The sequence below is a fragment of the Limosilactobacillus sp. DJ3M12 genome (assembly GCF_947381695.1).
Lineage (GTDB): Bacteria > Bacillota > Bacilli > Lactobacillales > Lactobacillaceae > Limosilactobacillus > Limosilactobacillus kinnaridis.
On the sequence record NZ_CANCWY010000001.1, the window covers coordinates 148,234 to 174,187 of the forward strand.

Sequence of the window (25,954 nt, forward strand, 5' to 3'; positions counted from 1 at the left end):
TATTTTATTTCAAAATCTTCTTCAAAAAGTCTTGTGCCCGGGGGCTAGTAGGGTGGGCAAAAAATTCCTCTGGATCTCCAGTTTCCTGAATATACCCATCTGCCATGAACCAGATTTGGTCTGCTACTTCACGAGCAAACCCCATCTCATGAGTAACAACCACCATTGTCATTCCCGATTCAGCTAAATCGCGCATTACTTTTAGTACCTCATCAACCATTTCAGGATCAAGGGCACTCGTTGGTTCGTCAAAGAGCATTACTGCTGGACTCATCGCAAGGGCCCGGGCAATTGCAACCCGTTGTTTTTGCCCTCCTGATAGTTGATCCGGATATTGTTGAGCCTTATCGCTTAAACCAACTTTTTCTAGTAGTTCCATTGCAGTTTTAGTTGCTTCTTTTTCATTGATATTTTTAACTTTAACTGGTGCAATTGTGATATTTTTAAGGACTGTCATATTAGGAAAAAGATTGAAGCTTTGAAAAACCATTCCCATCTTTTCTCGCAATTGGTCGAGTTTTTTATCACTTAAGCCAATCAGATTCTGTCCTTCAAAAAGAACTTGTCCGCTTGTTGGTTGTTCGAGTGCATTTAAGCAGCGGAGAAAAGTACTTTTACCTGCTCCTGAAGGGCCAATCACACAAATTACTTGTCCCTTATCAACATGTTCGGAAATATCTTTTAAGACAATATTATTTTTGAATTTTTTCTGTAAGTTTTTAATTTCAATCATTTTAGTGGGCATGTTTCATTCTCCCTTCAAAGTAAAGCAAAATCCTGGATAGTGTAAATGTGAGGATAAAGTAGATGATCATTGTGATGAATAAAGGTAAAACTCCTTTATAAGTTGCTGATTGAACTAATTGTGTTTGATACATCAATTCGGAAACACCAATCACAGAAACTAATGAACTATCTTTTAATAAAGTAATAAGCTCATTTCCTAATGCTGGCCAAATATTTTTAAGTGCTTGGGGCATAATCACGTATCTGAATGTTTCGCTTTTACTCATCCCCAAGCTTCGAGCAGCTTCTGTTTGTCCAAGTGGAATGGATTGGATCCCAGAACGAATAATTTCAGCAACGTAGGCACCGGAATTTAGTGAAACGGCAATAATCCCAGCGAGGAGAGCCGGAAGTGATTGAATAATTGCGCCAATCCCAAAGTAAACAAACATTATTTGAACCATCATTGGCGTACCCCGAAGAAATTCAATGTAGCAAACAGCAATTGAATGTAAGAATTTGTTCTTTGAAAGCCGCATTAGTGCAAAGAGAGTTCCTAATAGGAAACCAAAAATAACAGAGACAACTGTAATGATTAATGTATATTTAATCCCTTTAGCAAAGTAACGCCAATAGCTAAGAACAGTATTTTGTTTTTTATAGCTCTTCATATATTGTGAGGCTTCAGGAATCCATTTTTTATTAATTAGTTGTTCTTTATTAACTTTTTTAATTGTCTGGTTGGCGGCATTGACTAACGAGGTATCGCCTTTAGGAAAGGCCATGGCAATTCCGCCAGCAGTATTTGGCAATTTCGAATTAAAGGCATAAAGATTTGAATTATTGGCAGCGTAGGCTTTAGCAGTTGCAGCATCCATTAAAATCCCATCGTATTTATGAGATTGAAGCCCAATGACTAAGGAAGAAAGTTTAGCAAGCCCTTTGCCGTTTGCTTTAGGCATTTCCTTTGAAATTAGGGTTGATTGGAGCGTACCGTTTTGTGCTCCCACATTTTTCCCATTAAAACTTTTGACATTAACTAGTTTATCTTTATCTCCTTTATTAATTAAAAAGTAACTATCACCGGAATAATATGTATTTGAGAAGTCAACGCTCTTTTTTCGTTCAGCTGTAACGTTCATTCCCGAAATAATAGCATCAATTTTACCTGTTTCTAGCGCAACTAGAAGTGAGTCAAAGTCCATGTTTTTAATAACTAGTTTTACTCCTAAGTCTTTAGCAAATTGTTTAGCAAGGGAAACTTCAAAACCGACATATTTAGTTTTTCCATTTTCTTTGGTTGTGAATTCGTAGGGTGGATAATCAGCACTCATTCCCACAACCAATGTTCCTTTTTGTTTAATCTTTTGCACTGAATCATTGCTAGCGACTTGCGATGGATTATTGGTTGATGAAGAGCTAGTTGAACTGCTCTCGTTAGCAGCTAATACAGTAATAGGTGTACATAATATCGGAAACGCAATTACCATTAGCAGTAATAAATGTTTAAAACCTTTCATAGTTAATAACTCCTTTGAGAATAGTAAGATTAAATTGTTACTAAATATACACTTAAATGTTTATTCATGCAATATAAAATCTAATAAAAGAATAAATATTCATATACTTGTATAATAATTAAAAGCGGTTACTTAGTTTATGGAGTAGTCAAAGAATAGGTAGATAAGAAATTTAAATTTTTATTTAAAAGTAATGTTGACAGGGTAGGCCATGTTGGGTAAAATAATTTTTGTAGTGAAAAGGAAGCAGTATGCCTGCTACCTCGATACGTAACTTTAAGCTCGGAGGGAGGGATCAACATGTCAAAAACAGTCGTTCGTAAGAATGAATCTTTAGACGACGCTCTTCGACGCTTTAAACGTTCAGTTTCACGTAACGGAACATTGCAAGAATATCGTAAACGTGAATTTTACGAAAAGCCAAGTGTAAAACGCAAGTTGAAATCTGAAGCGGCACGGAAGCGTAAGAATAAGCGCGGTCGTCGTTACTAAAAATGTGTGCTCTCACCTGTTGCCTGGTGAGAGCTTTTTTATATGAAAGAAGGATAAATAATGAGCTTACTACAACAATTAACGTCAGACATGGTATCAGCAATGAAGAATCGTGACAAGGAAACATTAAACGTTGTCCGGATGCTTAAAGCAGCAGTTCAAAATGAACAAATTGAACTTGGCCACGATTTGAGCGCTAATGAAGAAATTGCGGTAATGGCACGTGAATATAAACAGCGTAAAGAATCGCTTGAAGAATTTGAAAAAGCTGGACGAGAAGATCTGATCAACCAAGCTAAAAATGAATTAGCAATTGTTGAAAAGTATATGCCAAAGCAGTTATCAAAAGATGAAGTTACTAAGATTGTTAAGGAAGTAATTGATGAGCTTAATGCTTCTAGTATGAAGAACTTCGGACAAGTAATGGGGTCAGTTATGCCCAAAGTTCAAGGTCAAGCAGATGGAAAATTAGTTAACCAGGTTGTAAAAGAACAATTGAGTAAGTAATATCAGCTGTAAAAAGGGAGCGAGACAGAAGTCACTTGTGACTTCGTTTTTCGACGCGAAGCTAGCCTCTGGGAGCCCCCGCAAGCAACAATAGGCCTCTAACGATCGGTTTTGCCGGACGTTAGAGGCCTATTGTTGTACTGTGTATTTGCTTTTTATGAAAGTAACTTAACTTATGTCACAGTCCCTTTTTTACTGTACATTTTTACTTTTTAAACTAGAATTAAGGTATATTCAAAAGAAAAGGGGCATTTATATGTGCACATCAGTAATTTATACAACAGGTGATTATTACTTTGGCCGTAACCTTGATTTGGAAGTTAATCTTGGTCAAGAAGTAGTGATTACTCCACGTAATAAGACTTTAGAATTTCGGGAAATGCCAAACCTTGAACACCATTATGCAATTATTGGAATGTCGATTGTTCGTGATGATTATCCATTATATTTTGATGGGGTAAATGAGAAGGGTGTTGGAATGGCAGGCCTTAATTTTGATGGTCCAGCTCATTATTTCCCAGTTCAAGAAGGAAAAGATAATATTGCATCATTTGAATTAGTTCCTTATATTCTTGCGGCTGCTTCCTCGGTTGCTGAAGCGAAGAAGTTACTTTCAAATGCAAACATTGCTAATATCAATTTTTCTGATAAATTCCAAGCTGCACCGCTGCACTGGATTATTGCTGATAAAACGGGGGCTTCTGTGACTGTTGAATCCACCGCAAAAGGATTGAATGTTTATGATAACCCAGTTGGTGTTTTGACAAATAATCCGGAGTTTCCTCGTCAATTATTAAATCTTAGTAACTATTGTAGTGTTGCACCTGCTAATCCGGCTAACGTATTTGCACCTAATGTCGACCTACCAGTTTATAGCCGGGGCTTAGGGACCCATTTTCTCCCGGGAGGAATGGATTCTGAAAGTCGTTTTGTTAAGGCTACATTCACTAAGATGCATGCCCCAGTTGGTAATTCTGAAGTTGAGAATATTACCAACTATTTCCACATTCTTCAATCTGTCGAACAACAAAAGGGATTGGATGAAGTAGCACCGGATACTTTTGAATATACGATCTACTCTGATGGTTCAAACCTAAAGAAGGGTATTTTTTACTACAAGACTTACGAAAACAGTCAAATTAATGCAGTTGATATGCATAAGGAAGACCTTGAAGCATCAGAATTAATTACCTATCCAGTTCAAAATAAACAAATTATTAACCAACAAAATTAAATAATTATTCTATCTCTAAACTCTTTTTATGCATGAACGACTTATATTTTATGCATAAAAAGAGCTTTTTTGAAAAAATATGCTAAAACTATTGATTTTTATTCATAATACTCGTATATTTATAAACAACGAATTTCAAATGAGATGGAGGACAAGATTATGTCAAAAGAAAAAATTGTTTTAGCTTATTCTGGTGGTTTAGATACTTCAGTTGCAATTGCATGGCTCAAAAATAAGGGATATGACGTAATTGCATGTTGTATTGATGTGGGTGAAGGAAAAGACCTTGAAGCGATTAAGGAAAAGGGTCTTCAAGTTGGTGCGTGGAAGTCAGTAGTGATTGATGCCAAGCGGGACTTTGCTGAACAATTTGTATTACCAGCCCTTCAAGCCCATGCAATGTATGAGCAAAAGTACCCATTAGTTTCAGCACTTTCTCGTCCATTAATCGTTCAAAAACTAGTTGCAGTTGCTAATCAATACGGTGCGACTGCTATTGCCCATGGTTGTACTGGAAAGGGAAATGATCAGGTTCGGTTTGAAGCAGGTATTCATGCTTTAGCACCAGATATGAAGATTGAAGATCCAATTCGGGATTGGCACTGGTCACGGGAAGAAGAAATTCAATACGCTAAGGATAATGGCATTCCTGTTCCAATCACAAAGGCTAGTCCTTATTCCATTGATGAGAACTTATGGGGCCGGGCAAATGAATGTGGAATTCTTGAAGATCCATGGGCTGCGGCACCTGCTGATGCATATGATCGGACGGTTTCAATTGAAGAAGCCCCTGATACCCCAACCACAATTGAAATTACCTTTAGTGAAGGGGTTCCTACAGCAATTGATGGTGAAGAAATGCCGCTTGACCAGTTAATTATGAAACTGGACAAATTAGCTGGTAGTCATGGGATTGGTCGGATTGATCACGTTGAAAACCGGCTTGTTGGTATTAAGTCACGGGAAATTTATGAATGCCCAGCTGCAACTGTTTTATTGGCAGCCCATAAAGACTTGGAAGACCTGACCCAAGAACGGGAAGTAGCGCACTTTAAACCCCTAATTGAACAAAAAATGAGTGAAATTATTTATAATGGGCTTTGGTATTCACCATTAATGAAATCTTTAGTTGCTTTTATTGATGAATCACAAGCAGTTGTTAATGGAGTGGTAAGGGTTAAATTATTTAAGGGAAATGTAATCTGTGAAGGTCGGAAATCACCAAATTCACTTTATGATAAGAACTTGGCAACTTACACTTCCGCTGATGAATTTGACCAAGAAGCTGCCACTGGCTTTATTAAACTTTGGGAATTACCAGATAAGGTCTATGCTCAAGTACAAAACAAAAATAAAAAGAAAGTAAAGGAGAATACAAGCGATGCCTATTAAGAGAATGTGGGGTGGACGGTTTGAAGAAGCCGGTGACCAACTAGTTAACCAATTTAATGCGTCAATCAGTTTTGATCAAGAAATGGCTCAAGAAGACATTGAAGGCTCATTAGCCCATGTAAAAATGCTGAAAGAAACACAAATTTTATCAGCAGATGATGCTGATAAGATTATTGCTGGACTTAAGAAGTTACGTGAACGATTAACTAGTGAAGGACTCCCATTTTCGATTGACAATGAAGACATTCATATGAATATTGAGGCATTGCTGACAGAAGAAATTGGCCCCGTTGCTGGTAAGCTTCATACTGGGCGGAGCAGAAATGATCAAGTTGCAACTGACCTTCATTTATATGTAAAGAAGCGTTTGCCCATTATCATTAATGAATTGAAAAACTTACAGGCAGAATTAGTAGATAAAGCAGCAGAAAATGTTGAAACGATTATGCCAGGGTACACTCATATGCAACATGCTCAGCCAATTTCGTATGGGCACTATCTCATGGCTTATTTCCAAATGTTTCAGCGAGATGTTGAACGTTTTGAATTTAACCAGCAGCACACGGATTTATCACCACTAGGAGCGGCTGCTTTAGCTGGGACCACTTTCCCAATTGATCGACAATTAAGTGCAAAGTATTTAGGTTTTGCTGAACCATACCATAATTCACTGGACGCCGTTTCTGATCGGGATTTTGCCCTTGAATTTTTAAGTAACGCAAGTATTTTGATGATGCACTTGTCACGATTATGTGAAGAACTGATTTATTGGTGTAGTTATGAATTTGGCTATTTAGAATTGGCAGATTCATATTCTACTGGTAGTTCGATTATGCCCCAAAAGAAGAACCCTGATATGGCAGAATTGATTCGTGGTAAAGTTGGGCGAGTTTATGGTGATCTTTTCGGCTTATTAACGACAATGAAGGGACTTCCGCTTGCTTATAACAAGGATATGCAGGAAGATAAAGAAGGATTATTCGACGCGGTAAAGACGATTCTCCCAAGCATCAAGATCATGACCGGGATGATTGCCACCCTTCAAGTAAAGAAAGAAGCCATGGAGCATGCAACTCATCATGACTTTTCTAATGCCACTGAATTAGCAGATTATCTCGCTACTAAAGGAATTCCGTTTAGGGAAGCGCATGAGATTGTCGGTGAGCTAGTACTGAAGGGACTTAAGACAGGGACAAATCTTGTTGATATTCCATTAGACGAATATAAAAAGATTTCGCCCAAAATTGAAGAAGATGTTTATACCTGCTTACAACCTAAAGTAGCAGTTGAACGGCGGAATTCTTATGGTGGAACTGGTTTTGATCAAGTTCGTCAACAAATTAGAGATGCTAAGAAAATTTTAGAAGGTAATTAATTTCCACGATATCGTAACAATATTCGTAAAAAGAGGCTATCGAAAGTGATTAGCCTCAATTTTTTTACTCAATAGTAACCCTTATATTGAATCGAGGTTTACTATTGAATATAATTAATGCAAAAATAAAGGATTTACGCTGATGATTAGGGAAAAGATAAGTTTATCAATTTATGAAATGACTGTCGTTGCCATGATGATTGCAATTATTGTTATTTTAGGAGCAGTCCCGGGAATTCCGGTGGGGGTTATTCCGGTGCCAATTGTTTTACAAAACATGGGAATAATAATTGCTGGAGAATTACTTGGACCAAGATTAGGAACATTTGCTGTATGGCTCTTCTTGTTTTTAGTTGTGCTTGGATTGCCACTACTTTCTGGTGGACGCGGTGGAATGGTGACAATATTAGGTCCAACTGGCGGATATATTTTTGCTTGGTTATTTGTCCCATTGTTGATTGGTTTTAGTCTAAAATTAAGTTGGCATTATGGGATGACACAGGGGATAACTGAATTTCTAATTGTTTGGCTATGGGGTGTAATCTTTGTGGAAGGAGTCGGCGCAATCTGGTTAGCTAATCAATTACATACCACGCTTATTTCTGCCTTGGCTTCCAATGTTTTATTTGTTTTTGGCGATACAATCAAAGCGCTTATTGCCGTCTCAATTACTCGCCGTTTACGACACATTAAGGCTTTTTGTTAAGAAGATGGTTAGAATGGTTCATTCGACGGCACAGAAAATTTTATGGCAATTACTTTCAGCACCAGATTCATGGATTTCTGGAAATGATTTAGCAAAGCGATTTAATATTAGTCGTGAATCTGTTTGGAAGGCCATCAACGGTTTACGAAAAAACGGAAATAATATTGAAAGTCGTAGAAACCTTGGATACCGTTTTACCGGAAATTCAAGGTTGAGTGCTGATATTATTGATTTTTATACTCATAATCACTTTAAGAATCGTCTTTACGTTGAAAATCAGGTTAGCTCAACTCAAAGCATCGCGAAAGCTTTTTTGAGTCACCACCTAGTTAGTGCGCCAACGGTATTTATCGCTGATCATCAAACTGCTGGCTATGGAAGACAGGGACGGTCCTTTTACTCTCCGGCAGCAACTGGCTTGTACTTTAGTATGATTCTGCCTAGCCCAACCGACAGACCACTACAAGCTGGGTTAATGACAACGACTTTTGCAGTTTTAATTGGGGAAGTTCTTAAACAATTTTTCCCTGCTCAAGACTTTCGGTACAAATGGGTCAACGATATTTATTTAAACCATAAAAAAGTCGGTGGAATTTTGACCGAGGCAGTAGTAGACCTTGAATTAAGAGCAACGGCATCCTTAGTGGTAGGAATTGGTTTGAATATAACTACAAAAGAATTTCCGCTGGGCCTTAAAAATAAAGCGACAGGAATAGCACCAGCAGATCGTAATCTTTTAGTCAGCCGTCTTATTGAGACGATTGCTAATAATTATTTAGACTATGATAATCCACAGTATCTTGAGCAATATCGCCAAGACTCAATGATTTTAGGACAGAAGGTGGACTTGGTAGTAAATGGTGAGGTTATTGCTGGAACTGCTAAAAAAATCGAAAATGATGGTGCGTTAACAATTCGCCTGGCAGACGGAAAAACGAAAACTTTTAATAGTGGGGAAGTAGTTAAAGTTAATTTTGAAAAATAACTTAGATCCCTTAGAAAAGCTTGCAGTGATGAGGTTAAAGGTGATCTATGATATAATTATCATTAAATAAAATCTGCTAAATTAAAGGAGATTGTATAGGTGGGAGAACAAAAAACGATTGAACAAACTTTTCAAATTGAAAGTCCAGAAATAGAAGTTGGCTTACTAGGAACACAGGATAAGTTTGTGAGCCTGATTGAACAAGGAATGGATGTTGAAATCCGACCATTCGGTGAAAATCTTAAAGTAAGTGGACAAGAAGAAGACGTTAAACTTACGATCGATGTATTTCGTGCCCTTATTTCGTTGCTAAACCAAGGGATCCGCATCCACAGTACAGATATTGTTAGTGCGATGAAGATGGCGCATCGTGGAACATTGGAATATTTTGCTGACCTCTACAGTGAAACGATTATTAAAGATCGCCGGGGAAGAGCCATTCGGGTAAAAAATTTTGGTCAGCGGCAGTATGTTAACGCAATGAAGCATAATGATATTACGTTTGGGATTGGCCCTGCCGGAACAGGGAAAACTTACCTAGCAGTCGCAATGGCCGTGGCATCCTTAAAGCGTGGCGAAGTGGAACGGATTATCTTGACGCGACCAGCAGTTGAAGCTGGTGAAAGTCTAGGATTCTTACCTGGTGACCTTCGTGAAAAAGTAGATCCTTATTTACGACCAATTTATGATGCCTTAAATGATATTTTTGGGGCTGATCATACACAGCGGTTAATCGATCGAGGAATTATCGAAATTGCACCTCTTGCTTATATGCGTGGACGAACTCTTGATGGAGCTTTTGTAATTTTAGATGAAGCCCAAAATACGACTAATGCCCAGATGAAGATGTTCCTTACCCGTTTAGGCTTTGGCTCAAAAATGGTTATTAATGGTGATGTTTCACAAATTGACCTTCCACATGGGACTCGCAGTGGTCTTGTAAACGCGCAACGAATTTTGAATAATATTAAGTCAATTAAGTTTGTTAAATTTAGTGCAGAAGATGTTGTTCGTCACCCGGTTGTAGCACGGATTATTACTGCTTATGAGGACCAAACATCAAAGCGATTAGCAGAAAAAGATAAAGATAAAGAGACAAAAGAGGAAAAATGATGGACTTGGAAATTTTCGATCAAACAACAGCACAGCTTCCAAATGAACAATTGGCGATGGTAAGGGACTTATTACAGTATGCTGCTAAAGAACTTTCCTTATCAGAAAATACAGAAATGTCTTTAACGTTTGTAAATAATCCAGAGATAAAAAAATTAAATGCCCAGTATCGTAATGTTGACCGGGCAACTGATGTTTTAAGTTTTGCCGCAGAAGAAGCGGGAGATGAAACACCAATTATTATGGATCCCCAAATGGCCGCTGAAATCCCTGTTAATCTTGGTGACTTATTTATTTCCATCGATAAGGTAGCAGAACAAGCAAAGTTTTTGGGCCATTCAGTTGATCGAGAGTTAGGATTTTTAGCTGTTCATGGTTTTCTTCACTTAAATGGATATGATCATGAAGAGCCGGCAGATGAAGAAAAAATGTTTAAATTACAACGGGAGATACTAGACGGTTATGGACTCACGCGATAAACATCAAACTGAGAAAAATCATCACTTAATTCAAGCAATGCGTCACGCAATCGATGGAATTATCCAAGTATTACGTGAAGAGCGTAATATGCGGTATCATCTTTTAGCTGCCTGCTTGGCCATTATTATGTCGGCCTTATTGCAGATTTCAGCAATGGAATGGTTATGGATTTTATTAGCAATCTTTGTTGTTTTTACATCTGAATTTCTTAATACGGTTACCGAAGCTGTTACAGATTTGATTGTTGATCACCATTATGAATTAAATGTAAAAAAAGTTAAAGATGTTGCTGCTGGTGGTGTACTGATTTCAGCGATATTTTCGGTTTTGGTGGGTCTAATTATTTTTATTCCCCGTATATTAGCAATTATTAGATAGGAAGTTTTAATATGGATAATCCAAATTATAAGTCTGGCTTTGTGGCAATTATTGGGCGCCCAAACGTTGGAAAATCAACTTTATTGAATTATGTTGTCGGGCAAAAGGTAGCAATTATGAGTAATGTTGCACAGACAACGCGTAATAAGATTCAAGGAATTTATACAAGCCCAGAAGCACAGATTATTTTTATTGATACGCCAGGAATTCATAAACCATCTACTAAATTAGGTGATTTCATGGAAAAATCAGCAATGTCAGCATTAGATGAAGTGGATGCTGTCTTATTTGTTGTTAGTGCGACTGAGAAGCGCGGCCCTGGTGATGACTTTATTATTGAACGCTTAAAGAAAGTTAATCAGCCAATCTTTTTAGTTGTTAATAAGATCGATCAAATCAATCCGAATGATCTGCCTGAAATTGTTGATCAGTATAAAGATACCCTTCCATTTAAGGGGATTGTACCAATTTCGGCTTTGCAGGGAAATAATGTGAATAACTTAATCAATGATATTATTAAGATTCTTCCCAATGGTCCGCAATACTACCCAGCCGATCAAGTAAGTGACCACCCTGAACGTTTTGTGATTGCAGAAATGATCCGTGAAAAGGTCTTTTTGCTGACGAGACAAGAAGTGCCGCATTCAGTAGCTGTTGATGTAACATCGATAAAGCGTGAGGATGAAAACCATATTCATATCTCGGCCAATATTATTGTTGAACGTCCTGGCCAAAAGGGAATTATTATTGGTAAAGGTGGAAAAATGCTGAAAAAGATTGGGACAATGGCCCGGCAAGATATTGAAAAATTACTTGGTGACAAAGTATTTCTTCAACTATGGGTAAAAGTTGTTCCTGACTGGCGTGATAAGTCTGCAATGCTAAAAGACTATGGTTATCGGAATAAAGACTATTAAAAGGATGATGGTTACATGGCACGCGTAACCACACAATTTACTGGGATCATTATGTACCGACAGGATTATCGTGAACGCGACCTATTAGTAAAAATGCTCACTGATAAGATTGGGCCGGCAATGTTTTTTGTAAAAAATGCTAAAAAACGTGGCTTTCGGATGACTGCTGATATCCTGCCATTCACCCATGGTACATACATTGGCTCGCTTGATGAAAATGGCTTAAGTTTTATTAATACAGCAAGTGATACTAGCCAATACAAGAATATTGCAAGTGACATTAGCAAAAATGCATATGTTACGTATATTTTGGCATTAGTTGACAGTGCTTTTAATGACGGTCGAAGCATTGGTGGCTGGTTTAATCAAGTTGCTGCAGCCTTAGACTTAATCGAAAAAGGATTAGATGAGCAAATAATTACAAATATTATTGAAACACAGCTGCTAGTTGCTTTTGGTGTAGCACCAATTTGGGATCGGTGTGTTGTTTGTGGCCGCAATGATCTGGCTTTAGACTTCTCTGAACAATATGGAGGGATGCTTTGTCAGAATCACTGGTCACTTGATGAACATCGTCTTCACCTTGACCGTAAAACTGTTTATTATCTCCAACAGTTTGCCACAATTAACTTGCAGAAATTGAATTCTATTCGGATTAATCCAGCTACTAAACGACGTCTCCAACAAGTCTTGGATACTCTTTATGATAACGAGGTTGGACTAAACTTGAAGGCAAAACGGTTCATTAGACAAATGAATAAGTGGGAACAAAATATCGGAAAGTTATCAATGAACGATTGACATTTGTAAAATATTTTTCTATTATAAGAGCGTGTTTAATTGAATATTGGCAATGACAGAGATTATGGATAAACCAAATCAGCGATCAGGGGATAGTGCAAGCCTTGTAGTTTATTTATCCTTGGCACTCTAACAGCCGCTTAAACTAAGCTGTTTTACAGAGATGTAAAAAAGTAGGGTGGAACCGCGATTAACTTCGTCCCTACAGTATCAATTATTTGATACTGTAGGGACTTTTTCATTGAAAGGAGAAGTAAAGTATGACGAAAAAATTAACCGTGCAAGATATTATCTTTACATTGGAACAATATTGGGCAGATCAAGGCTGTATGTTAATGCAGGCTTATGATAACGAAAAGGGTGCGGGGACAATGAGTCCTTACACTTTCTTGCGGGCAATTGGTCCTGAACCATGGAATGTGGCTTATGTTGAACCTTCACGGCGGCCAGCTGATGGTCGTTATGGTGAAAACCCAAACCGGCTTTACCAACACCACCAATTCCAGGTATTAATGAAGCCTTCTCCTGATAATATTCAAGAATTATACTTAGGAAGTTTGAAAAAATTAGGGATTGATCCTTTAGAGCATGATATCCGGTTTGTTGAAGATAACTGGGAAAACCCTTCAATGGGCTGTGCCGGTGTTGGTTGGGAAGTTTGGCTTGATGGAATGGAAGTTACTCAATTTACTTACTTCCAAGTCGTTGGAGAGTTGCCAATGAGCCCAGTGGCCGCCGAAGTTACTTATGGACTTGAACGGTTGGCTGAATATATTCAAAATGTTGACTCAGTTTATGACTTAGAGTGGGCGGATGGTGTTCTGTATGGTGATATCTTCCAAGAACCTGAATATGAACATTCTAAGTATGCGTTTGAAGAAAGTAACCAAGATATGCTTCTGCAAGACTTTAATGATTACGAAAAAGAAGCTAAACGTTTAATTAAGCTTGGATTAGTTCACCCAGCTTATGATTATGTTTTAAAGTGTAGTCATACCTTTAACTTGTTAGATGCGCGTGGTGCTGTTTCGGTTACCGAACGTGCTGGTTACCTTCACCGTATTCGAATTATGGCAAAATCAATTGCAAAAGCCTTTGTTGAAGAGCGGCGTAAACGTGGCTTCCCACTGATTCATGACGAAGCAGTTCGCCAAAAGACAGTTGAAGAATATACAAAAAAAGCGGAAAAAGCAAAGGAACGGGCCGCAAAGCAAGCAGCTAAGAAAGCACAAAAGGGGGAAAAGTAAGATGGCAAATACATACTTATTAGAAGTCGGTGTTGAAGAAATGCCTGCTCACGTTGTAACACCAAGTATTAAACAGTTACACGAACGAGTAGAAAAGTACCTTAAAGAACAACGGATTACTTTTGATGATATTCAAGAATTCGCTACTCCACGACGGATGGCATTACTAATCCATGGCTTAAGTGATAAGCAACCTGATATTGATGAATCAGTTAAGGGCCCTGCAAAAAAGATTGCGCAAGATGCTGATGGTAATTGGACCAAAGCTGCAATTGGTTTTACCCGGGGACAAGGTGCCTCTGTTGAAGATATTGAATTCAAAGAAGTAAAAGGCGTTGAATATGTTTTTGTTGAAAAGCATATTGCTGGAAAAACTGTTGCTGAAGTTCTTCAAGGATTACCAGCAGTTATTACTTCGATGACATTCCCAACCTTGATGAAGTGGGGCTACAATAACTTGCAATTTATTCGTCCGATTCGGTGGCTAGTTTCCTTATTAAATGATGAAGTCGTTCCATTTAATATTTTGGACGTTGAAGCTGGTCGAGAAACACAAGGTCACCGGTTCTTAGGCCATCCAGTTAAAATTGCTAAGGCTGATGATTATGAGAAAACCTTAAATAATGATTTCGTTATTGCTGATCAAACAAAGCGAAAGAATTTAATTAAGGATCAAATTACTAAGATTATTAATGAGAACAACTGGCAAGTTGATTGGGATGAGGACTTACTAGAAGAAGTTAATAACCTAGTTGAATGGCCAACTGCCTTTGCTGGATCTTTTGATGAGAAGTACTTAGCATTACCTGACCCGGTCCTAATTACTTCCATGAAGGATAACCAACGATTCTTCTGTGTACGGGATAAAGATGGTAACCTCTTATCGCACTTTATTTCTGTTCGCAACGGTAACACAGACTACCTTGATAATGTTATTAAAGGAAATGAACGGGTTCTTGTTCCTCGTCTTGAAGATGCTCAATTCTTCTATCAAGAAGATCAGAAGTTGACAATTGATGAATATGTGGAACGACTTAAGAAAGTTAGCTTCCATGATAAGATTAGTTCAATGTATGACAAAATGCAGCGGGTCGCAGTGATTGCGAATGTTCTTGGTAAGCAACTAAATCTTTCAGATGAAGAACTAGCAGACCTTGATCGAGCAGCACATATTTATAAATTTGACCTTACTACGCAAATGGTGGGTGAATTCGCAGAGTTGCAAGGAATTATGGGTGAAATTTATGCTAAGCTATTCGGTGAAAAAGATGATGTTGCCACAGCTATTCGTGAACACTATATGCCAATCTCTGCAGAAGGAGAATTGCCACAAACTAAGATTGGCGCGGTCTTAGCAATTGCCGATAAACTTGACAGTATCATGAGCTTCTTTGCAGTTGATATGATTCCAAGCGGTTCAAATGACCCTTATGCTTTACGTCGGCAGGCATTTGGAATTGTCCGGATCATCGCCGATCGTGGTTGGAACCTTCCATTATTAAGTATTCAATCAGAAATTGCCCCTGCCTTTGAAAACGCTGAAATCAATGTTTCTTTTGATTTGAATAAAAATAGTGATGAAGTCCGTTCGTTCTTCTTGGACCGGATTAAGCAATTATTCCATGGTCAAAAGGTTCGTCACGATATCATTGATGCAGCTACCGATACTCGTCAAAATGATATTGCTAATATCCTTGAAGCTATTCAAACTATTGATGATCATAAGGATGATGATAACTTTAAAGAAGATATTGAAGCTCTTACCCGGGTATTACGGATTGCAAAGAAGGATAAACGTCCAGTTAGTGAGCTTGTAGTAGATCCTAATTTATTTGAGAACCCATCTGAGGCTAAGATGCATACTGCTGTTTCAGAATTGATTAAGGAAAATCAACAGACAGTAAGTGAAAACTTTGCAGCCTTACGGACTTTAACACCAATAATTAGTGAATATTTTGATGAAAATATGATTATGGATAAGAATGAAGATATTCGTAATAATCGTTTGGCCCAATTAAGTATTTTGGCTAATCAAGCATCATTAATTGGTAACTTGGATAACTTGATTGTAAAATAAGACGTTTTAATTGTATTGCTGCTAACTTGTGGTATTATAGATACTAGTTAAATGTAAAAATAGGTGGAGGTCGCATTCCGTTAGGTTGCGACCTTTCATTTCGTTGCTGTTCGCTTACTAAGTGAGGTGGATCAATGGCAAAGATACCGCGTAATGTAATTGATGAAATACGAAATTCAGTTGATATTGGTGATGTAATTGGGCGCTATATCCAACTGCATCAGGCTGGAAAAAATCTAATTGGGTTATGTCCCTTTCATGATGAAAAGACCCCCTCTTTTTCGGTGAATGAGGAAAAACAATTTTTCTATTGTTTTGGATGTCACCGGAGCGGAAATGTATTTCAATTTTTGATGGAGTTAAAGCATATCGATTTTGTCGATGCAGTTAAGGAGATCGCTAACGATAGTAATATCAAGATTCCTGAACAATATGTTAGCGTTCCGGCTAAACCATTAAATAACGAGAATCGACAGCTGTTTGATCTTCATGATAAAGCGGCTAAACTTTATCACCATATATTGGTAAATACACCGGCTGGGCAAGTTGCACTTAATTATTTAAAAAAACGGGGAATGAGTGAGGAGCTGATTGAACAATTTGGTTTAGGCTATGCTCCTGATCAGCGAATCTTGAAGCCTTTCTTCCAACAGCAAAAAGTTGATTACCAATTGCTAAGAAAAAGTGGACTTTTTAGTGAAGATCAACAAGGAGAGTTGCGAGACCGGTTTATTGAACGGATAATATATCCAATAAAAAATGGTCAAGGACAGGTAATTGCTTTTTCTGGGCGATTAATTGATACCAGTAAAACAAATTTACCCAAATATTTAAATAGTCCTGAGACACCGATTTTCAATAAACGGCGAACATTATTTAATTTTGATGTTGCACGAAAAGCAGCCCGCAAAGATGGTCGATTATACTTATTTGAGGGATTTATGGATGTAATCTCGGCCTTTGCTGCAGGGATCGAAAATGGAATTGCTTCAATGGGAACTAGTTTTACCGAAGAGCAAGTAGCGATTATTGGTCGAGCAACTAGGCAATTAGACATTTGCTACGATGGAGATCAACCGGGACAAAATGCAATTGATCGTGCAATTAGCCTCGTTAATGATCATCGACCTAATCAGTTGCAGGTAAAGGTTGTCCAATTGCCGGCTGGGATCGATCCAGATGAATATGTTCAAAAGTATGGACCACAGCAATTCAATGCCTATCTTACGAATAAGGAAGAAACAACAACAGAATTTTACCTGCGCTTTTTAAGAAATGGGAAAAATTTAGATAATCAGAATGAACTAATGCAATATCTTAACCAAGCGCTGAAGGTAATTGCTCAGGTTCAAGCTCCCTTAGAAGAAGATATGTACTTGCAACGGTTGGCAGGTGAGTTCAAGTTAGATCGACAAACCTTAAAAACGCAGTTAGATCAATTGCGACAACAACTAGGAATTCATAATCAGCCATGGATTAAGCAACAGCCTTCACTAGCTCGTCATCAACAGTTTCAACAAACTAGTGAAGAAGAACAGCAAAAAATTAAACTTAGTAGGACTGAATTAGCGGAACAGATCTTATTAAGGTACATGCTATATGATCGTGAAGTATGGATGCATGTGACAGCAGATCACAATTTTCATTTTGCACATGAGAAATATCAAACTTTGTATTTATTAGCAGCAAGTTATTTTTCTGAAAATGGCTCGTATTCAACTGCTGACTTTCTTGATTATTTAGATGAAAGTAGTTTACAAGGTACTCTTGGGCAAATTGAAAATTTAAATGTTGACCAAGAAGTTGATATGCGAGCAATTGATGATTGTATCCATATGATCGTAGAACAAACACCGTTAGCTGCGCAAATTGCAGATAAGCAAGCCCAGTTAAAAGAAGCTAATTCATTGCATAATACAGAATTAGCTACGCAATTAACGATTGAACTGGTAAAATTATTAAAGCAGCAGCAACGCTTAAAAACGGAGGAGACTAATTAATATGGCAAAAAGCAAAAAAAAAGACATTGTTATTTCTAACAGCGCCAATTTTGACCAACAAGAATATGACACCGCAGTTGGTAAGTTAATTCGTAATTACAAGAAGCAAAAGCAGATTGAGTACGATGAATTAACTACTAAAATTGCTAAACCATTTGAATTGAACGCTGATGGGATTGACAATTTACTTCAAAATATTGAAGATGCCGGAATTAGTGTTGTCGATGAAAATGGGGATCCAGATCCTCGTGCTTTAAAGGCTACTGAAAAATTCTCACAATCTGCTATGAAGGATACATCAGCTCCAACTGGAGTTAAAATTAATGATCCTGTGCGGATGTATTTGAAGGAAATTGGTCGTGTAAATCTTTTGACGGCTGATGAAGAAGTTCAGCTTGCTTTACGGATTGAAAAAGGTGATGAAGTAGCTAAACAAGAATTAGCTGAGGCTAACTTACGGTTAGTTGTTTCAATTGCAAAGCGTTATGTTGGCCGTGGAATGCAGTTTCTTGACTTAATCCAGGAAGGTAACATGGGACTTATGAAAGCCGTTGAAAAATTCGATTACCGGCGAGGATTTAAGTTCTCTACTTATGCTACCTGGTGGATTCGTCAGGCTATTACACGGGCAATTGCTGACCAAGCACGGACAATTCGGATTCCGGTTCATATGGTTGAAACTATTAACAAATTGATCCGGATTCAACGGCAATTACTTCAAGATTTAGGACGTGAGCCGTTACCCGAAGAAATTGGTGCAGAAATGGATATGCCAACTGAAAAAGTACGGAATATTCTTAAAATTGCCCAAGAACCAGTTTCACTTGAAACGCCTATTGGTGAAGAGGATGATTCTCATTTAGGGGACTTTATTGAAGATCAAGATGCAACAAGTCCAGCTGACCATGCTGCTTATGAAATGATGAAGAAGCAACTTGAAAATGTGCTGGATACGTTAACCGATCGTGAAGAAAATGTTCTGCGGCTTCGCTTTGGTTTAGATGATGGTCGGACACGGACCCTTGAAGAAGTCGGAAAAGTCTTCGGGGTAACCCGGGAACGGATTCGTCAGATTGAAGCTAAGGCGCTTCGGAAATTACGTCACCCATCACGTTCTAAGCAATTAAAAGATTTCTTAGAATAAAAATATTCTCCATTTAATATATATACGTAAAAAAGATGGATTTACACTAAAAAAGTAGTTTAAGTTAATTAATTATCTTAAGCTACTTTTTAATTTTATTTAAAATAAATGAGAGAAATCTTATTTTTGTATTGAAAACATTTGATTGTTCGGGTAAAATTTTTATAAAGCGTTTTTTAAATCTATTAAAAATAAAAATTGAGGAGAGATCGAACAATGCCAGAATTATCTGCTGATTTATATGGAACTGTTAGTCACAAGTTAGATGCGTTACAGCCATCAGGTATCCGTGAATTCAATAAAGAAGTTTCAAAGATCCCAGGAATTATTAAATTAACATTGGGAGAACCAGACATGGCAACTCCTGAACACGTTAAGCAAGCAGCCATTAGAAGTATTGAGGAAGATGATTCTCACTATGCTCCTCAAATGGGAAAACCAGAATTACTTGAAGCAATCAGTGATTATATTCAGAATACTCGTGATGTGCACTATGATCCGCAAACGGAAATAATTGCGACTGTGGGAGCAACCGAAGCCCTCGATGCAACCTTATTTGCAATCCTTAATACTGGAGACAAAGTTGTGGTTCCGACCCCGATTTTCTCTCTATATTTCCCATTAATTGAAATGACAGGAGCAACAGTTGTTCAGGTTGATACTTCAGCAGATAATTTTGTTCTAACTCCAGAAAAGCTTGAAGAAGTTCTTGAAGAAGAGGGAAAAGGCGTCAAAGCTGTTATCCTTAACTACCCAAGTAACCCAACTGGTCGTGAATATCCTCAAGAAGTTCTAGCAGGATTAGCTGAAGTAATTAAGAAGCATCATTTATATGCGATTGCTGATGAAATCTATAGCGAACTAGTCTATGGGGTAGAGCACTATTCAATTGCTACTATGATTCCAGAGCGGACAATTTTTATCTCTGGACTCTCAAAATCTCACGCAATGACTGGTTACCGTTTAGGATATGTTGCAGCTCCGGCTAAGATCATGGCTAATATTTCAAAGATGCATGCCTTCTTAGTCACAACCGTAACTAATAACGTTCAAGTTGCAGCGGCTGAAGCACTGACAAATGGTTTAAATGATCCATTAGAATTTCGAAAGATTTACCAGCATCGTCGCGATTTACTTGTTGCCGGTCTTAAGAAATTAGGCTTTGAAATGTTAACTCCTGAAGGGGCATTTTACCTTTTTGCTAAGATTCCAGCTCAATTTGGAACTGACGATGTTGCCTTTGCAAAGCAGCTTGCTAAAGAAGCAAAGGTTGGAGTAACACCAGGTAGTGCATTTGGTAAGGGTGGCGATGGTTATGTTCGTCTGTCATATGCCTCCTCTGATGAAAACCTAACAGAAGCCATTAAACGAATTGGTGAATTTTTAGACCATCTTGCGTAAATTAGAAGGAAGTAGGAATAGGACTCCTAAGTGGGTGCTATCTTGCTTCCTCTTTTTGTTATAATTGATTTATTAAATAGATAAAGGAATGATTTTTGTGGATGAAAAGCACTTGTCAGCACGTTTAGCATGTGTTGCTTCCCTTGTTCCAGCAGGTGCGCGGGTGGCTGATATTGGTTCTGACCATGCGTATTTACCAGCCGCATTAGTGTTAGATGGTAAAATTGATTTTGCAATTGCTGGAGAAGTAGTAAAGGGTCCTTATGAAAATGCCGTTCGTGAAATAAAAGACCACAAATTAGAAGGCCGGGTTATCCCACGTTTGGCAGACGGTTTAGCAGCGATTGAACCAGCAGATAAAGTCGATACAATTACGATTGCCGGAATGGGCGGGAGTTTGATTGCTTCGATTTTAGAGAAAGACAAGAATAAGTTAACAGGAATTAAGCGACTTGTCCTTCAACCGAATGTAGGGGAAAGTCAGTTGCGTGAATGGTTAATGAATAATTATTACCAAATAATGAACGAAAAAATAATTGAAGAAGACAATCATATTTATGAGATTATCGTTGCTGAGCCATCAGTTGTCCCATTTAGATACAGTAAGTATGAGCTTGATTTTGGACCATTTTTATTGGAAAATAAAGGGCCTGTTTTTAGGAAAAAATGGCAAGAATATCTTCAACGTGAAGCCCATGTTATTGATCAGATGCAAAAGGCTCAACAGCCACCAGTAAAAAAGATTAATGAGATAAACGAGTTTTTATCACAAGTAAAGGAAGCGATCGCCGATGACAACCGGTAACCAATTAATTGCGCGTTTTGAAAAATTTGCTAATCCGCAACTAGCAGAAAAATGGGATCATGTCGGTCTACAAATTGGCAATCCAGATCTCCCGATTACTCGACTAATGACCACCCTTGATGTTCGCCCAGAAGTGGTTGATGAAGCAATTGAGCAAAATGTTGACCTTATTTTTGCTCATCATCCCATTATGTTTCACCCAGCAAAGAATCTAGATACGCGGGATCCGCAAAATGCAATGTACGCTAAACTTTTGGCGAATAATATTACTGTTTATGCAGCTCATACTAATTTAGATACTGCTAATGGCGGAATGAATGACTGGTTAGCAGATCAACTTCGCCTAACTAATACTGTGCCTTTAGTGCCAGCAGGAAATGATCCAATAAGCGGTGAACCAGTTGGAATGGGGCGTGTTGGTGAGCTGAATGAACCATTAACACCGCGAAAATTTGCAAATTATTGTATAGATGTTTTTGCCATCCGCGGATTACGGTTAATTGTCAACCCGCTTGACCAAGAGAGAGAGATTAAACGTGTTGCAGTACTTGGTGGTGCTGGTCAAGATTTTTATCAACAAGCTCTTGAAACTGGAGCTGATGCTTATGTCACTGGAGATGTAAGTTACCACTTTGCGCACGATATGATTGCTAATCACCTTGTTGTTATTGATCCTGGACATCATATTGAAGTGGTAGCTGCCCACCAGCTTGCTAACTTAATCACCCAGTGGAAGAATGAAAATAATTGGCAGTTTGAGGTGCTAGAGAGTAGAGTTAATACAGAGCCGTTTACTTTTATTACTAAATAGGTTTTAGATAAGGAGATGCTAATCATGAGTGAGGAAAAGTATGAGGGGTTATTACCACGTTTTTTGAAGTATGTTAAAACTGAAACAAGGTCAAATCCAGATTCAAAAACAATTCCTTCTGATCCTAAGGAAACTGCATTTTTAAATGAATTAAAAGATGAATTGATATCTTTAGGGTTGAGTGATGTTCATATTAATCCACAAAGTTCATATTTGGTCGCTACAATTCCAAGTAATATTGACAAGGATGTGCCAACGGTTGGCTTCATTGCCCATATCGACACTGCAGATTTTAATGCTCATAATGTTAATCCACAGATTGTCAAAGATTACGATGGCAAGTCAGATATTAAGCTTGATAAAGATGGCCAATATGCCTTAACTACTACTGAATTTCCATCATTGGAAAAATATCAGGGCAATACTTTAATTACTACTGATGGGTCTACTTTGCTTGGGGCTGATGACAAGTCAGGAGTAGCGGAGATTGTTACAATGGCTGCTTACCTGATGGCTCATCCTGAAATCAAGCACGGAACAATTAAGATTGGTTTAGGACCTGATGAGGAAATCGGCACCGGGGCTGATCATTTTGATGTTAAGGATTTTGGGGCCGATTTTGCCTATACGGTTGATGGTGGTCCACTTGGCGAATTGGAATATGAAACATTTAATGCAGCTCAGGCAGAAATTGAGATTCAAGGAAAAGATGTTCACACTGGGGTTGCTAAGGGAACAATGATCAATGCTATTCAGGTTGCAATTGACTTGCAAAATAGCTTGCCAGCACATGATCGAGCTGAACGAACAGATGGACGGCAAGGATTCTATCACTTATACAAGTTTGATGGAACTGTTGATCATGCTTCAATGACATATTTAATTCGTGATCATGATAAGCAAACGTTTATTGAACGGAAGCATTTACTCGACCGGGTTGTTGCTGGCCTAAATGATGAACTTGGTGCAGACCTAGTAACGATGAATCTTTATGACCAATACTACAACTTAAAAGATGCGCTTAAGGATCACATGGAAGTTGTTGAAATTGCGAAGAAAGCTATGGAGAATCTAGACATTAAACCGGATATCTATCCAGTTCGTGGCGGGACGGATGGTTCAACAATTTCTTATAAGGGCTTACCAACTCCTAATCTTTTTGCTGGTGGAGAAAACATGCACTCGCGTTTTGAATATGTATCACTGCAAACAATGGAACGCGCATTGGACACCCTGCTTGAGATTGTGCGGTTGACTGCCGAAGAAGATAAATAAAAAATGCCCGCTAAGGGGCACTTAGGGGGCAAATTTTTATAATTTATCCAATTGAGAGTCCAGCTTCTGCTGGGCTTTTTTTGTTACGTGTAGGTAAATCAACTTAGTAGTCTGATCGTCAGCATGTCCAACATGATCTTGAATTACATAGAGCGGAATTCCTAGTTCAGCTAATTTAGAGACGTGGGTATGACGAAAAATATGGCAGTCAACTTTTTTGTCGATATCAAATTTCTTCTTTGCTCGTCTTAATTGATAGTTAAGAGTTACTTCTGGTATAAAGTTTTTTTGTTTAGTACAAAATAAAAATTCATTATTAGGGAATTCCTGTTCTTGATCTTTCAAAATTTTAATAGCTCTTTTAGGCAAAGTTATAGTTCGTGTACCTGCTTGTGTTTTTGTTGAATTTTGCTTATAGGCCGGTTGTTTAGGGAGCTTAATAAGCGTTCCAGAGATAGTTGCTTTGTTTCCTCGAATATCTTTCAAAGTTAAAGCGGCAGCTTCGCCATATCGTAGACCAGTGAGATATAGGAATTCACAAAATCGACCATATGGGTTACCGGCCTGATATTCAAATTCAAGAATTTTTTTTAGCTCATCATCTTCTAAAAATTTATCTCTTGGTTTAGCTGAACCATCCTCTTTGCGGTAGCGGATTTTAACTTTTTGAATGGGATTTTCTTTTAGGTAATCGTGTACTACGGCATAGTCAAACATAACGTTTAATGTTTGCTTGATATGGCTTACTGTTCCATTTTTAAGATTTTGTTTATACAATAGGTTATTAAAATAATTAGTTAAATAGTTTGGCGTAATTTTTTCGATTAGAGTATCAGGTTTAATATCTCGCATTACACGACGCAGACGGCTTTCAGCATTACTATAAGTATTAGCTCTGACTTCTAATTTATAAGTTGGGAGCCACTCGTCTTTAAGTTCTTTAAGATGAATACCATGCTTAATCTTTCCATATTGAATACTTTTAAGTATTTCAGTTATTTTTTTGTCCAGCTTAATTTGTGCTTCTTTACGTGTGTGAGTTGTGTTTTTTGCTACAGTAACAGATACCTTAAATGATTTGCCGGTTAAAGGATCCTTATACCGTTCTCTAAACTTAAAACGTCCGTCAGGTAGATTTTCTATCCACATAATTGTTCCTCCTATTATAAATTTGTTATAATAAAAGGGTTGATATCACACACCAATGTATTATCAACCCTCGGTCCATCTCCTATGCCAGTAGGGGATGGGCTTTTTTCATTTACCAGCTTTTTACGTTATCAGGGTTTGGACAAAACACAATTAATCAATTTTGTTTAATGCTATAATATTTGTAAACTTGTAAAAGTAGAAAGAAGTAGAAAATATGAAATTATATAAAGTGGTTAAAAAAAGTATACCGGTTGAAGCTTATCAAACAGAAAAGCCTGTAGATATTAAGACTCTTGAAGGTGTAATGCATGCTAATGCCGGCGATTGGATTATTACTGGAGTCGAAGGAGAACAATGGCCAGTAAAAAAAGAAATCTTTGAAAAAACATACCGAATTATTTCGGAAAAACAGTAATCTTATTTTTAACTGGTTCAGATCTTTTATCAAAGGCTGCTTCAATGTATGTGTTTGGTTCCTTAACAAAGTCTTCCCATTTGACTAAAACACAATATCTTTCATCAGCACTCCAGGCGCATCCAGAGTGATTTGGAATATAGTAGTTTACACTAAATTCCTTGATAACAGTATCATCATCGATCTTTACATAATTATGCTCTTGACCACACACCTCACAAGTATAAGTACCTTTATAAATCTGATTTGTCATATCCGGTAGAACAACTCCCAGGATACCATTTGGAACATCATATAAACTTGCCTGTAATTCTCGTTTAATATAATGTTGGTTTTCAAATAAATCATTTTCTGCACTATGTTTCCCGATCAAGCAGATTGTAACTGTAGAATCTTTTAGATAATCTTCTCGAATTTTGCGCATTATATAATCTTCATTTTGAGAGTTAATTGGTTCGTTGAGTGATTTATCAATCATATCGACGTCTAAGTCATTTTGAATGGCTTTTTTATAAGAAATATCTTCGGTTTTAAACGAGATAAAACATTTATGCTTCATTAAATAGTCTTTCCTTTCTTTTTACCGAGAGATGCCCAATTAGTGTTTTCATTAGAAATAATATTTTCTGTGCGATCTACTAAATTATGAAACTTTTCTTCGTCGCTCATATTAGAATAAGCTCCTGAAGAGGTTAAGTAGGCGAATTTTTCATGCTTTAATGTTTCGGCGTTCGAACGGTAGGCTATCCATTTTTCGTGCCACTTTGTTAATGTTAAGATTCCCTCTGTAACAGTTGCTACTGCGGCAATTGATGCAGTAATAATAACAGTAAAAGATTGATGTCTGAGTGCTACTGATATAACAGGAATAGAAGATGTGCAAACTAGTGTAACTAATTTTGAACGATAGTACCATTTCTTTTGAGTAGCGCTTTTTTTGTCATACCAGTTAATTTGATCATCTAACCGGTTTTTAATGTATTCGTTTGCTTGCATAACGA

Annotated in this window: 26 protein-coding genes; 21 read left to right on the plus strand and 5 right to left on the minus strand. The window is 37.6% G+C overall.

Features of this window, described 5'->3' with window-relative positions; genetic code table 11:
* Positions 1 to 4: 4 nt before the first annotated feature.
* Both QOS06_RS00755 and QOS06_RS00760 read right to left on the minus strand, forming a co-directional pair.
* A complete protein-coding gene (locus QOS06_RS00755; RefSeq protein WP_003671089.1) occupies positions 5 to 745 on the minus strand; it encodes an amino acid ABC transporter ATP-binding protein in 741 nt (246 codons plus the stop codon).
* Positions 735 to 2,246 carry an ABC transporter substrate-binding protein/permease gene (locus QOS06_RS00760; protein WP_152703662.1) on the minus strand — a complete coding sequence of 504 codons (1,512 nt, stop codon included), beginning with the start codon at positions 2,244 to 2,246 and terminating at the stop codon, positions 735 to 737. Before QOS06_RS00760 ends, QOS06_RS00755 begins: the two co-directional genes overlap by 11 nt.
* A gap of 300 nt (positions 2,247 to 2,546) precedes the next feature.
* On the opposite strand from QOS06_RS00760, the gene rpsU reads away from it, so the two are divergent.
* The 20 genes from rpsU (at position 2,547) to pepT (ending at position 23,386) form a co-directional block, all read left to right on the plus strand.
* Positions 2,547 to 2,738: a 30S ribosomal protein S21 gene (gene rpsU / locus QOS06_RS00765; protein ID WP_003665847.1), complete on the plus strand. Its 192-nt coding sequence runs from the start codon at positions 2,547 to 2,549 to the stop codon at positions 2,736 to 2,738.
* Positions 2,739 to 2,798: 60 nt separating this feature from the next.
* Positions 2,799 to 3,245, plus strand: coding sequence for a GatB/YqeY domain-containing protein (locus QOS06_RS00770; protein ID WP_003665848.1), 447 nt, complete (start codon positions 2,799 to 2,801; stop codon positions 3,243 to 3,245).
* Between the two features lie 256 nt (positions 3,246 to 3,501).
* Positions 3,502 to 4,479, plus strand: a complete 978-nt coding sequence (gene bsh, locus QOS06_RS00775; RefSeq protein WP_085678291.1) for a choloylglycine hydrolase — start codon at positions 3,502 to 3,504, stop codon at positions 4,477 to 4,479.
* A 159-nt stretch (positions 4,480 to 4,638) separates the two neighbouring features.
* Complete coding sequence (locus QOS06_RS00780; RefSeq protein ID WP_035159966.1) at positions 4,639 to 5,871, plus strand: argininosuccinate synthase; 1,233 nt, start codon at positions 4,639 to 4,641, stop codon at positions 5,869 to 5,871.
* The gene (gene argH / locus QOS06_RS00785; RefSeq protein ID WP_085678293.1) at positions 5,861 to 7,246 is read left to right on the plus strand and encodes an argininosuccinate lyase; all 1,386 of its coding nucleotides are present in this window, start codon (positions 5,861 to 5,863) and stop codon (positions 7,244 to 7,246) included. The genes QOS06_RS00780 and argH overlap by 11 nt, the downstream gene beginning before the upstream one ends.
* 142 nt (positions 7,247 to 7,388) lie before the next feature.
* Positions 7,389 to 7,952: a biotin transporter BioY gene (locus QOS06_RS00790; protein WP_085678296.1), complete on the plus strand. Its 564-nt coding sequence runs from the start codon at positions 7,389 to 7,391 to the stop codon at positions 7,950 to 7,952.
* Positions 7,953 to 7,965: 13 nt separating this feature from the next.
* Positions 7,966 to 8,937, plus strand: coding sequence for a biotin--[acetyl-CoA-carboxylase] ligase (locus QOS06_RS00795; RefSeq protein ID WP_085678299.1), 972 nt, complete (start codon positions 7,966 to 7,968; stop codon positions 8,935 to 8,937).
* Between the two features lie 99 nt (positions 8,938 to 9,036).
* Positions 9,037 to 10,050: a PhoH family protein gene (locus tag QOS06_RS00800; RefSeq protein ID WP_085678302.1), complete on the plus strand. Its 1,014-nt coding sequence runs from the start codon at positions 9,037 to 9,039 to the stop codon at positions 10,048 to 10,050.
* A complete protein-coding gene (gene ybeY / locus QOS06_RS00805) occupies positions 10,050 to 10,529 on the plus strand; it encodes an rRNA maturation RNase YbeY (RefSeq protein ID WP_085678307.1) in 480 nt (159 codons plus the stop codon). The genes QOS06_RS00800 and ybeY overlap by 1 nt, the downstream gene beginning before the upstream one ends.
* Complete coding sequence (locus QOS06_RS00810; protein ID WP_283595301.1) at positions 10,513 to 10,908, plus strand: diacylglycerol kinase family protein; 396 nt, start codon at positions 10,513 to 10,515, stop codon at positions 10,906 to 10,908. Before ybeY ends, QOS06_RS00810 begins: the two co-directional genes overlap by 17 nt.
* Before the next feature lie 11 nt (positions 10,909 to 10,919).
* Positions 10,920 to 11,825 (plus strand): GTPase Era, encoded by a 906-nt coding sequence (gene era / locus QOS06_RS00815; protein WP_003671073.1) that lies wholly within the window; start codon positions 10,920 to 10,922, stop codon positions 11,823 to 11,825.
* Between the two features lie 15 nt (positions 11,826 to 11,840).
* Positions 11,841 to 12,626, plus strand: a complete 786-nt coding sequence (recO, locus tag QOS06_RS00820; protein ID WP_019253441.1) for a DNA repair protein RecO — start codon at positions 11,841 to 11,843, stop codon at positions 12,624 to 12,626.
* A gap of 260 nt (positions 12,627 to 12,886) precedes the next feature.
* On the plus strand, positions 12,887 to 13,873 hold the full coding sequence (gene glyQ / locus QOS06_RS00825; protein ID WP_003665860.1) for a glycine--tRNA ligase subunit alpha: 987 nt from the start codon (positions 12,887 to 12,889) through the stop codon (positions 13,871 to 13,873).
* Position 13,874: 1 nt separating this feature from the next.
* Complete coding sequence (gene glyS, locus QOS06_RS00830; protein ID WP_085678310.1) at positions 13,875 to 15,950, plus strand: glycine--tRNA ligase subunit beta; 2,076 nt, start codon at positions 13,875 to 13,877, stop codon at positions 15,948 to 15,950.
* A gap of 134 nt (positions 15,951 to 16,084) precedes the next feature.
* Positions 16,085 to 17,950: a DNA primase gene (dnaG, locus tag QOS06_RS00835; RefSeq protein WP_085678313.1), complete on the plus strand. Its 1,866-nt coding sequence runs from the start codon at positions 16,085 to 16,087 to the stop codon at positions 17,948 to 17,950.
* Between the two features lies 1 nt (position 17,951).
* Positions 17,952 to 19,094, plus strand: a complete 1,143-nt coding sequence (gene rpoD, locus QOS06_RS00840) for an RNA polymerase sigma factor RpoD (RefSeq protein WP_003671067.1) — start codon at positions 17,952 to 17,954, stop codon at positions 19,092 to 19,094.
* A 216-nt stretch (positions 19,095 to 19,310) separates the two neighbouring features.
* Positions 19,311 to 20,495 (plus strand): aminotransferase class I/II-fold pyridoxal phosphate-dependent enzyme, encoded by a 1,185-nt coding sequence (locus QOS06_RS00845; protein ID WP_003671065.1) that lies wholly within the window; start codon positions 19,311 to 19,313, stop codon positions 20,493 to 20,495.
* Between the two features lie 97 nt (positions 20,496 to 20,592).
* Positions 20,593 to 21,300 (plus strand): tRNA (adenine(22)-N(1))-methyltransferase, encoded by a 708-nt coding sequence (locus QOS06_RS00850; RefSeq protein WP_283595304.1) that lies wholly within the window; start codon positions 20,593 to 20,595, stop codon positions 21,298 to 21,300.
* Positions 21,287 to 22,111, plus strand: coding sequence for a Nif3-like dinuclear metal center hexameric protein (locus QOS06_RS00855; RefSeq protein WP_003671063.1), 825 nt, complete (start codon positions 21,287 to 21,289; stop codon positions 22,109 to 22,111). The genes QOS06_RS00850 and QOS06_RS00855 overlap by 14 nt, the downstream gene beginning before the upstream one ends.
* A 24-nt stretch (positions 22,112 to 22,135) precedes the next feature.
* A complete protein-coding gene (pepT, locus tag QOS06_RS00860; RefSeq protein WP_152703659.1) occupies positions 22,136 to 23,386 on the plus strand; it encodes a peptidase T in 1,251 nt (416 codons plus the stop codon).
* Between the two features lie 36 nt (positions 23,387 to 23,422).
* Here pepT and QOS06_RS00865 read toward each other — a convergent pair whose 3' ends face one another.
* Positions 23,423 to 24,535, minus strand: coding sequence for a tyrosine-type recombinase/integrase (locus QOS06_RS00865; protein WP_283595306.1), 1,113 nt, complete (start codon positions 24,533 to 24,535; stop codon positions 23,423 to 23,425).
* Between the two features lie 217 nt (positions 24,536 to 24,752).
* Here QOS06_RS00865 and QOS06_RS00870 point away from each other — a divergent pair, with 217 nt between their 5' ends.
* Positions 24,753 to 24,953, plus strand: a complete 201-nt coding sequence (locus QOS06_RS00870; protein WP_099979620.1) for a hypothetical protein — start codon at positions 24,753 to 24,755, stop codon at positions 24,951 to 24,953.
* Here QOS06_RS00870 and QOS06_RS00875 read toward each other — a convergent pair.
* Both QOS06_RS00875 and QOS06_RS00880 read right to left on the minus strand, forming a co-directional pair.
* Entirely contained in the window at positions 24,934 to 25,512 is a 579-nt protein-coding gene (locus QOS06_RS00875) for a TIR domain-containing protein (RefSeq protein ID WP_099979619.1), read from the minus strand. The two genes, QOS06_RS00870 and QOS06_RS00875, sit on opposite strands and share 20 nt — an antisense overlap.
* On the minus strand, positions 25,512 to 25,949 hold the full coding sequence (locus QOS06_RS00880) for a DUF4231 domain-containing protein (protein ID WP_099979618.1): 438 nt from the start codon (positions 25,947 to 25,949) through the stop codon (positions 25,512 to 25,514). The genes QOS06_RS00875 and QOS06_RS00880 overlap by 1 nt, the downstream gene beginning before the upstream one ends.
* Positions 25,950 to 25,954 lie beyond the last annotated feature (5 nt).

Bases quoted from the DNA above. Each gene is read 5' to 3' on its own strand.
- QOS06_RS00755 (WP_003671089.1), bottom strand. From the start codon at position 745: ATGCCCACTAAAATGATTGAAATTAAAAACTTACAGAAAAAATTCAAA.
- QOS06_RS00760 (WP_152703662.1), bottom strand. From the start codon at position 2,246: ATGAAAGGTTTTAAACATTTATTACTGCTAATGGTAATTGCGTTTCCG.
- rpsU (WP_003665847.1), top strand. From the start codon at position 2,547: ATGTCAAAAACAGTCGTTCGTAAGAATGAATCTTTAGACGACGCTCTT.
- QOS06_RS00770 (WP_003665848.1), top strand. From the start codon at position 2,799: ATGAGCTTACTACAACAATTAACGTCAGACATGGTATCAGCAATGAAG.
- bsh (WP_085678291.1), top strand. From the start codon at position 3,502: ATGTGCACATCAGTAATTTATACAACAGGTGATTATTACTTTGGCCGT.
- QOS06_RS00780 (WP_035159966.1), top strand. From the start codon at position 4,639: ATGTCAAAAGAAAAAATTGTTTTAGCTTATTCTGGTGGTTTAGATACT.
- argH (WP_085678293.1), top strand. From the start codon at position 5,861: ATGCCTATTAAGAGAATGTGGGGTGGACGGTTTGAAGAAGCCGGTGAC.
- QOS06_RS00790 (WP_085678296.1), top strand. From the start codon at position 7,389: ATGATTAGGGAAAAGATAAGTTTATCAATTTATGAAATGACTGTCGTT.
- QOS06_RS00795 (WP_085678299.1), top strand. From the start codon at position 7,966: ATGGTTCATTCGACGGCACAGAAAATTTTATGGCAATTACTTTCAGCA.
- ybeY (WP_085678307.1), top strand. From the start codon at position 10,050: ATGGACTTGGAAATTTTCGATCAAACAACAGCACAGCTTCCAAATGAA.
- QOS06_RS00810 (WP_283595301.1), top strand. From the start codon at position 10,513: ATGGACTCACGCGATAAACATCAAACTGAGAAAAATCATCACTTAATT.
- era (WP_003671073.1), top strand. From the start codon at position 10,920: ATGGATAATCCAAATTATAAGTCTGGCTTTGTGGCAATTATTGGGCGC.
- recO (WP_019253441.1), top strand. From the start codon at position 11,841: ATGGCACGCGTAACCACACAATTTACTGGGATCATTATGTACCGACAG.
- glyQ (WP_003665860.1), top strand. From the start codon at position 12,887: ATGACGAAAAAATTAACCGTGCAAGATATTATCTTTACATTGGAACAA.
- glyS (WP_085678310.1), top strand. From the start codon at position 13,875: ATGGCAAATACATACTTATTAGAAGTCGGTGTTGAAGAAATGCCTGCT.
- dnaG (WP_085678313.1), top strand. From the start codon at position 16,085: ATGGCAAAGATACCGCGTAATGTAATTGATGAAATACGAAATTCAGTT.
- rpoD (WP_003671067.1), top strand. From the start codon at position 17,952: ATGGCAAAAAGCAAAAAAAAAGACATTGTTATTTCTAACAGCGCCAAT.
- QOS06_RS00845 (WP_003671065.1), top strand. From the start codon at position 19,311: ATGCCAGAATTATCTGCTGATTTATATGGAACTGTTAGTCACAAGTTA.
- QOS06_RS00855 (WP_003671063.1), top strand. From the start codon at position 21,287: ATGACAACCGGTAACCAATTAATTGCGCGTTTTGAAAAATTTGCTAAT.
- pepT (WP_152703659.1), top strand. From the start codon at position 22,136: ATGAGTGAGGAAAAGTATGAGGGGTTATTACCACGTTTTTTGAAGTAT.
- QOS06_RS00865 (WP_283595306.1), bottom strand. From the start codon at position 24,535: ATGTGGATAGAAAATCTACCTGACGGACGTTTTAAGTTTAGAGAACGG.
- QOS06_RS00870 (WP_099979620.1), top strand. From the start codon at position 24,753: ATGAAATTATATAAAGTGGTTAAAAAAAGTATACCGGTTGAAGCTTAT.
- QOS06_RS00875 (WP_099979619.1), bottom strand. From the start codon at position 25,512: ATGAAGCATAAATGTTTTATCTCGTTTAAAACCGAAGATATTTCTTAT.
- QOS06_RS00880 (WP_099979618.1), bottom strand. From the start codon at position 25,949: ATGCAAGCAAACGAATACATTAAAAACCGGTTAGATGATCAAATTAAC.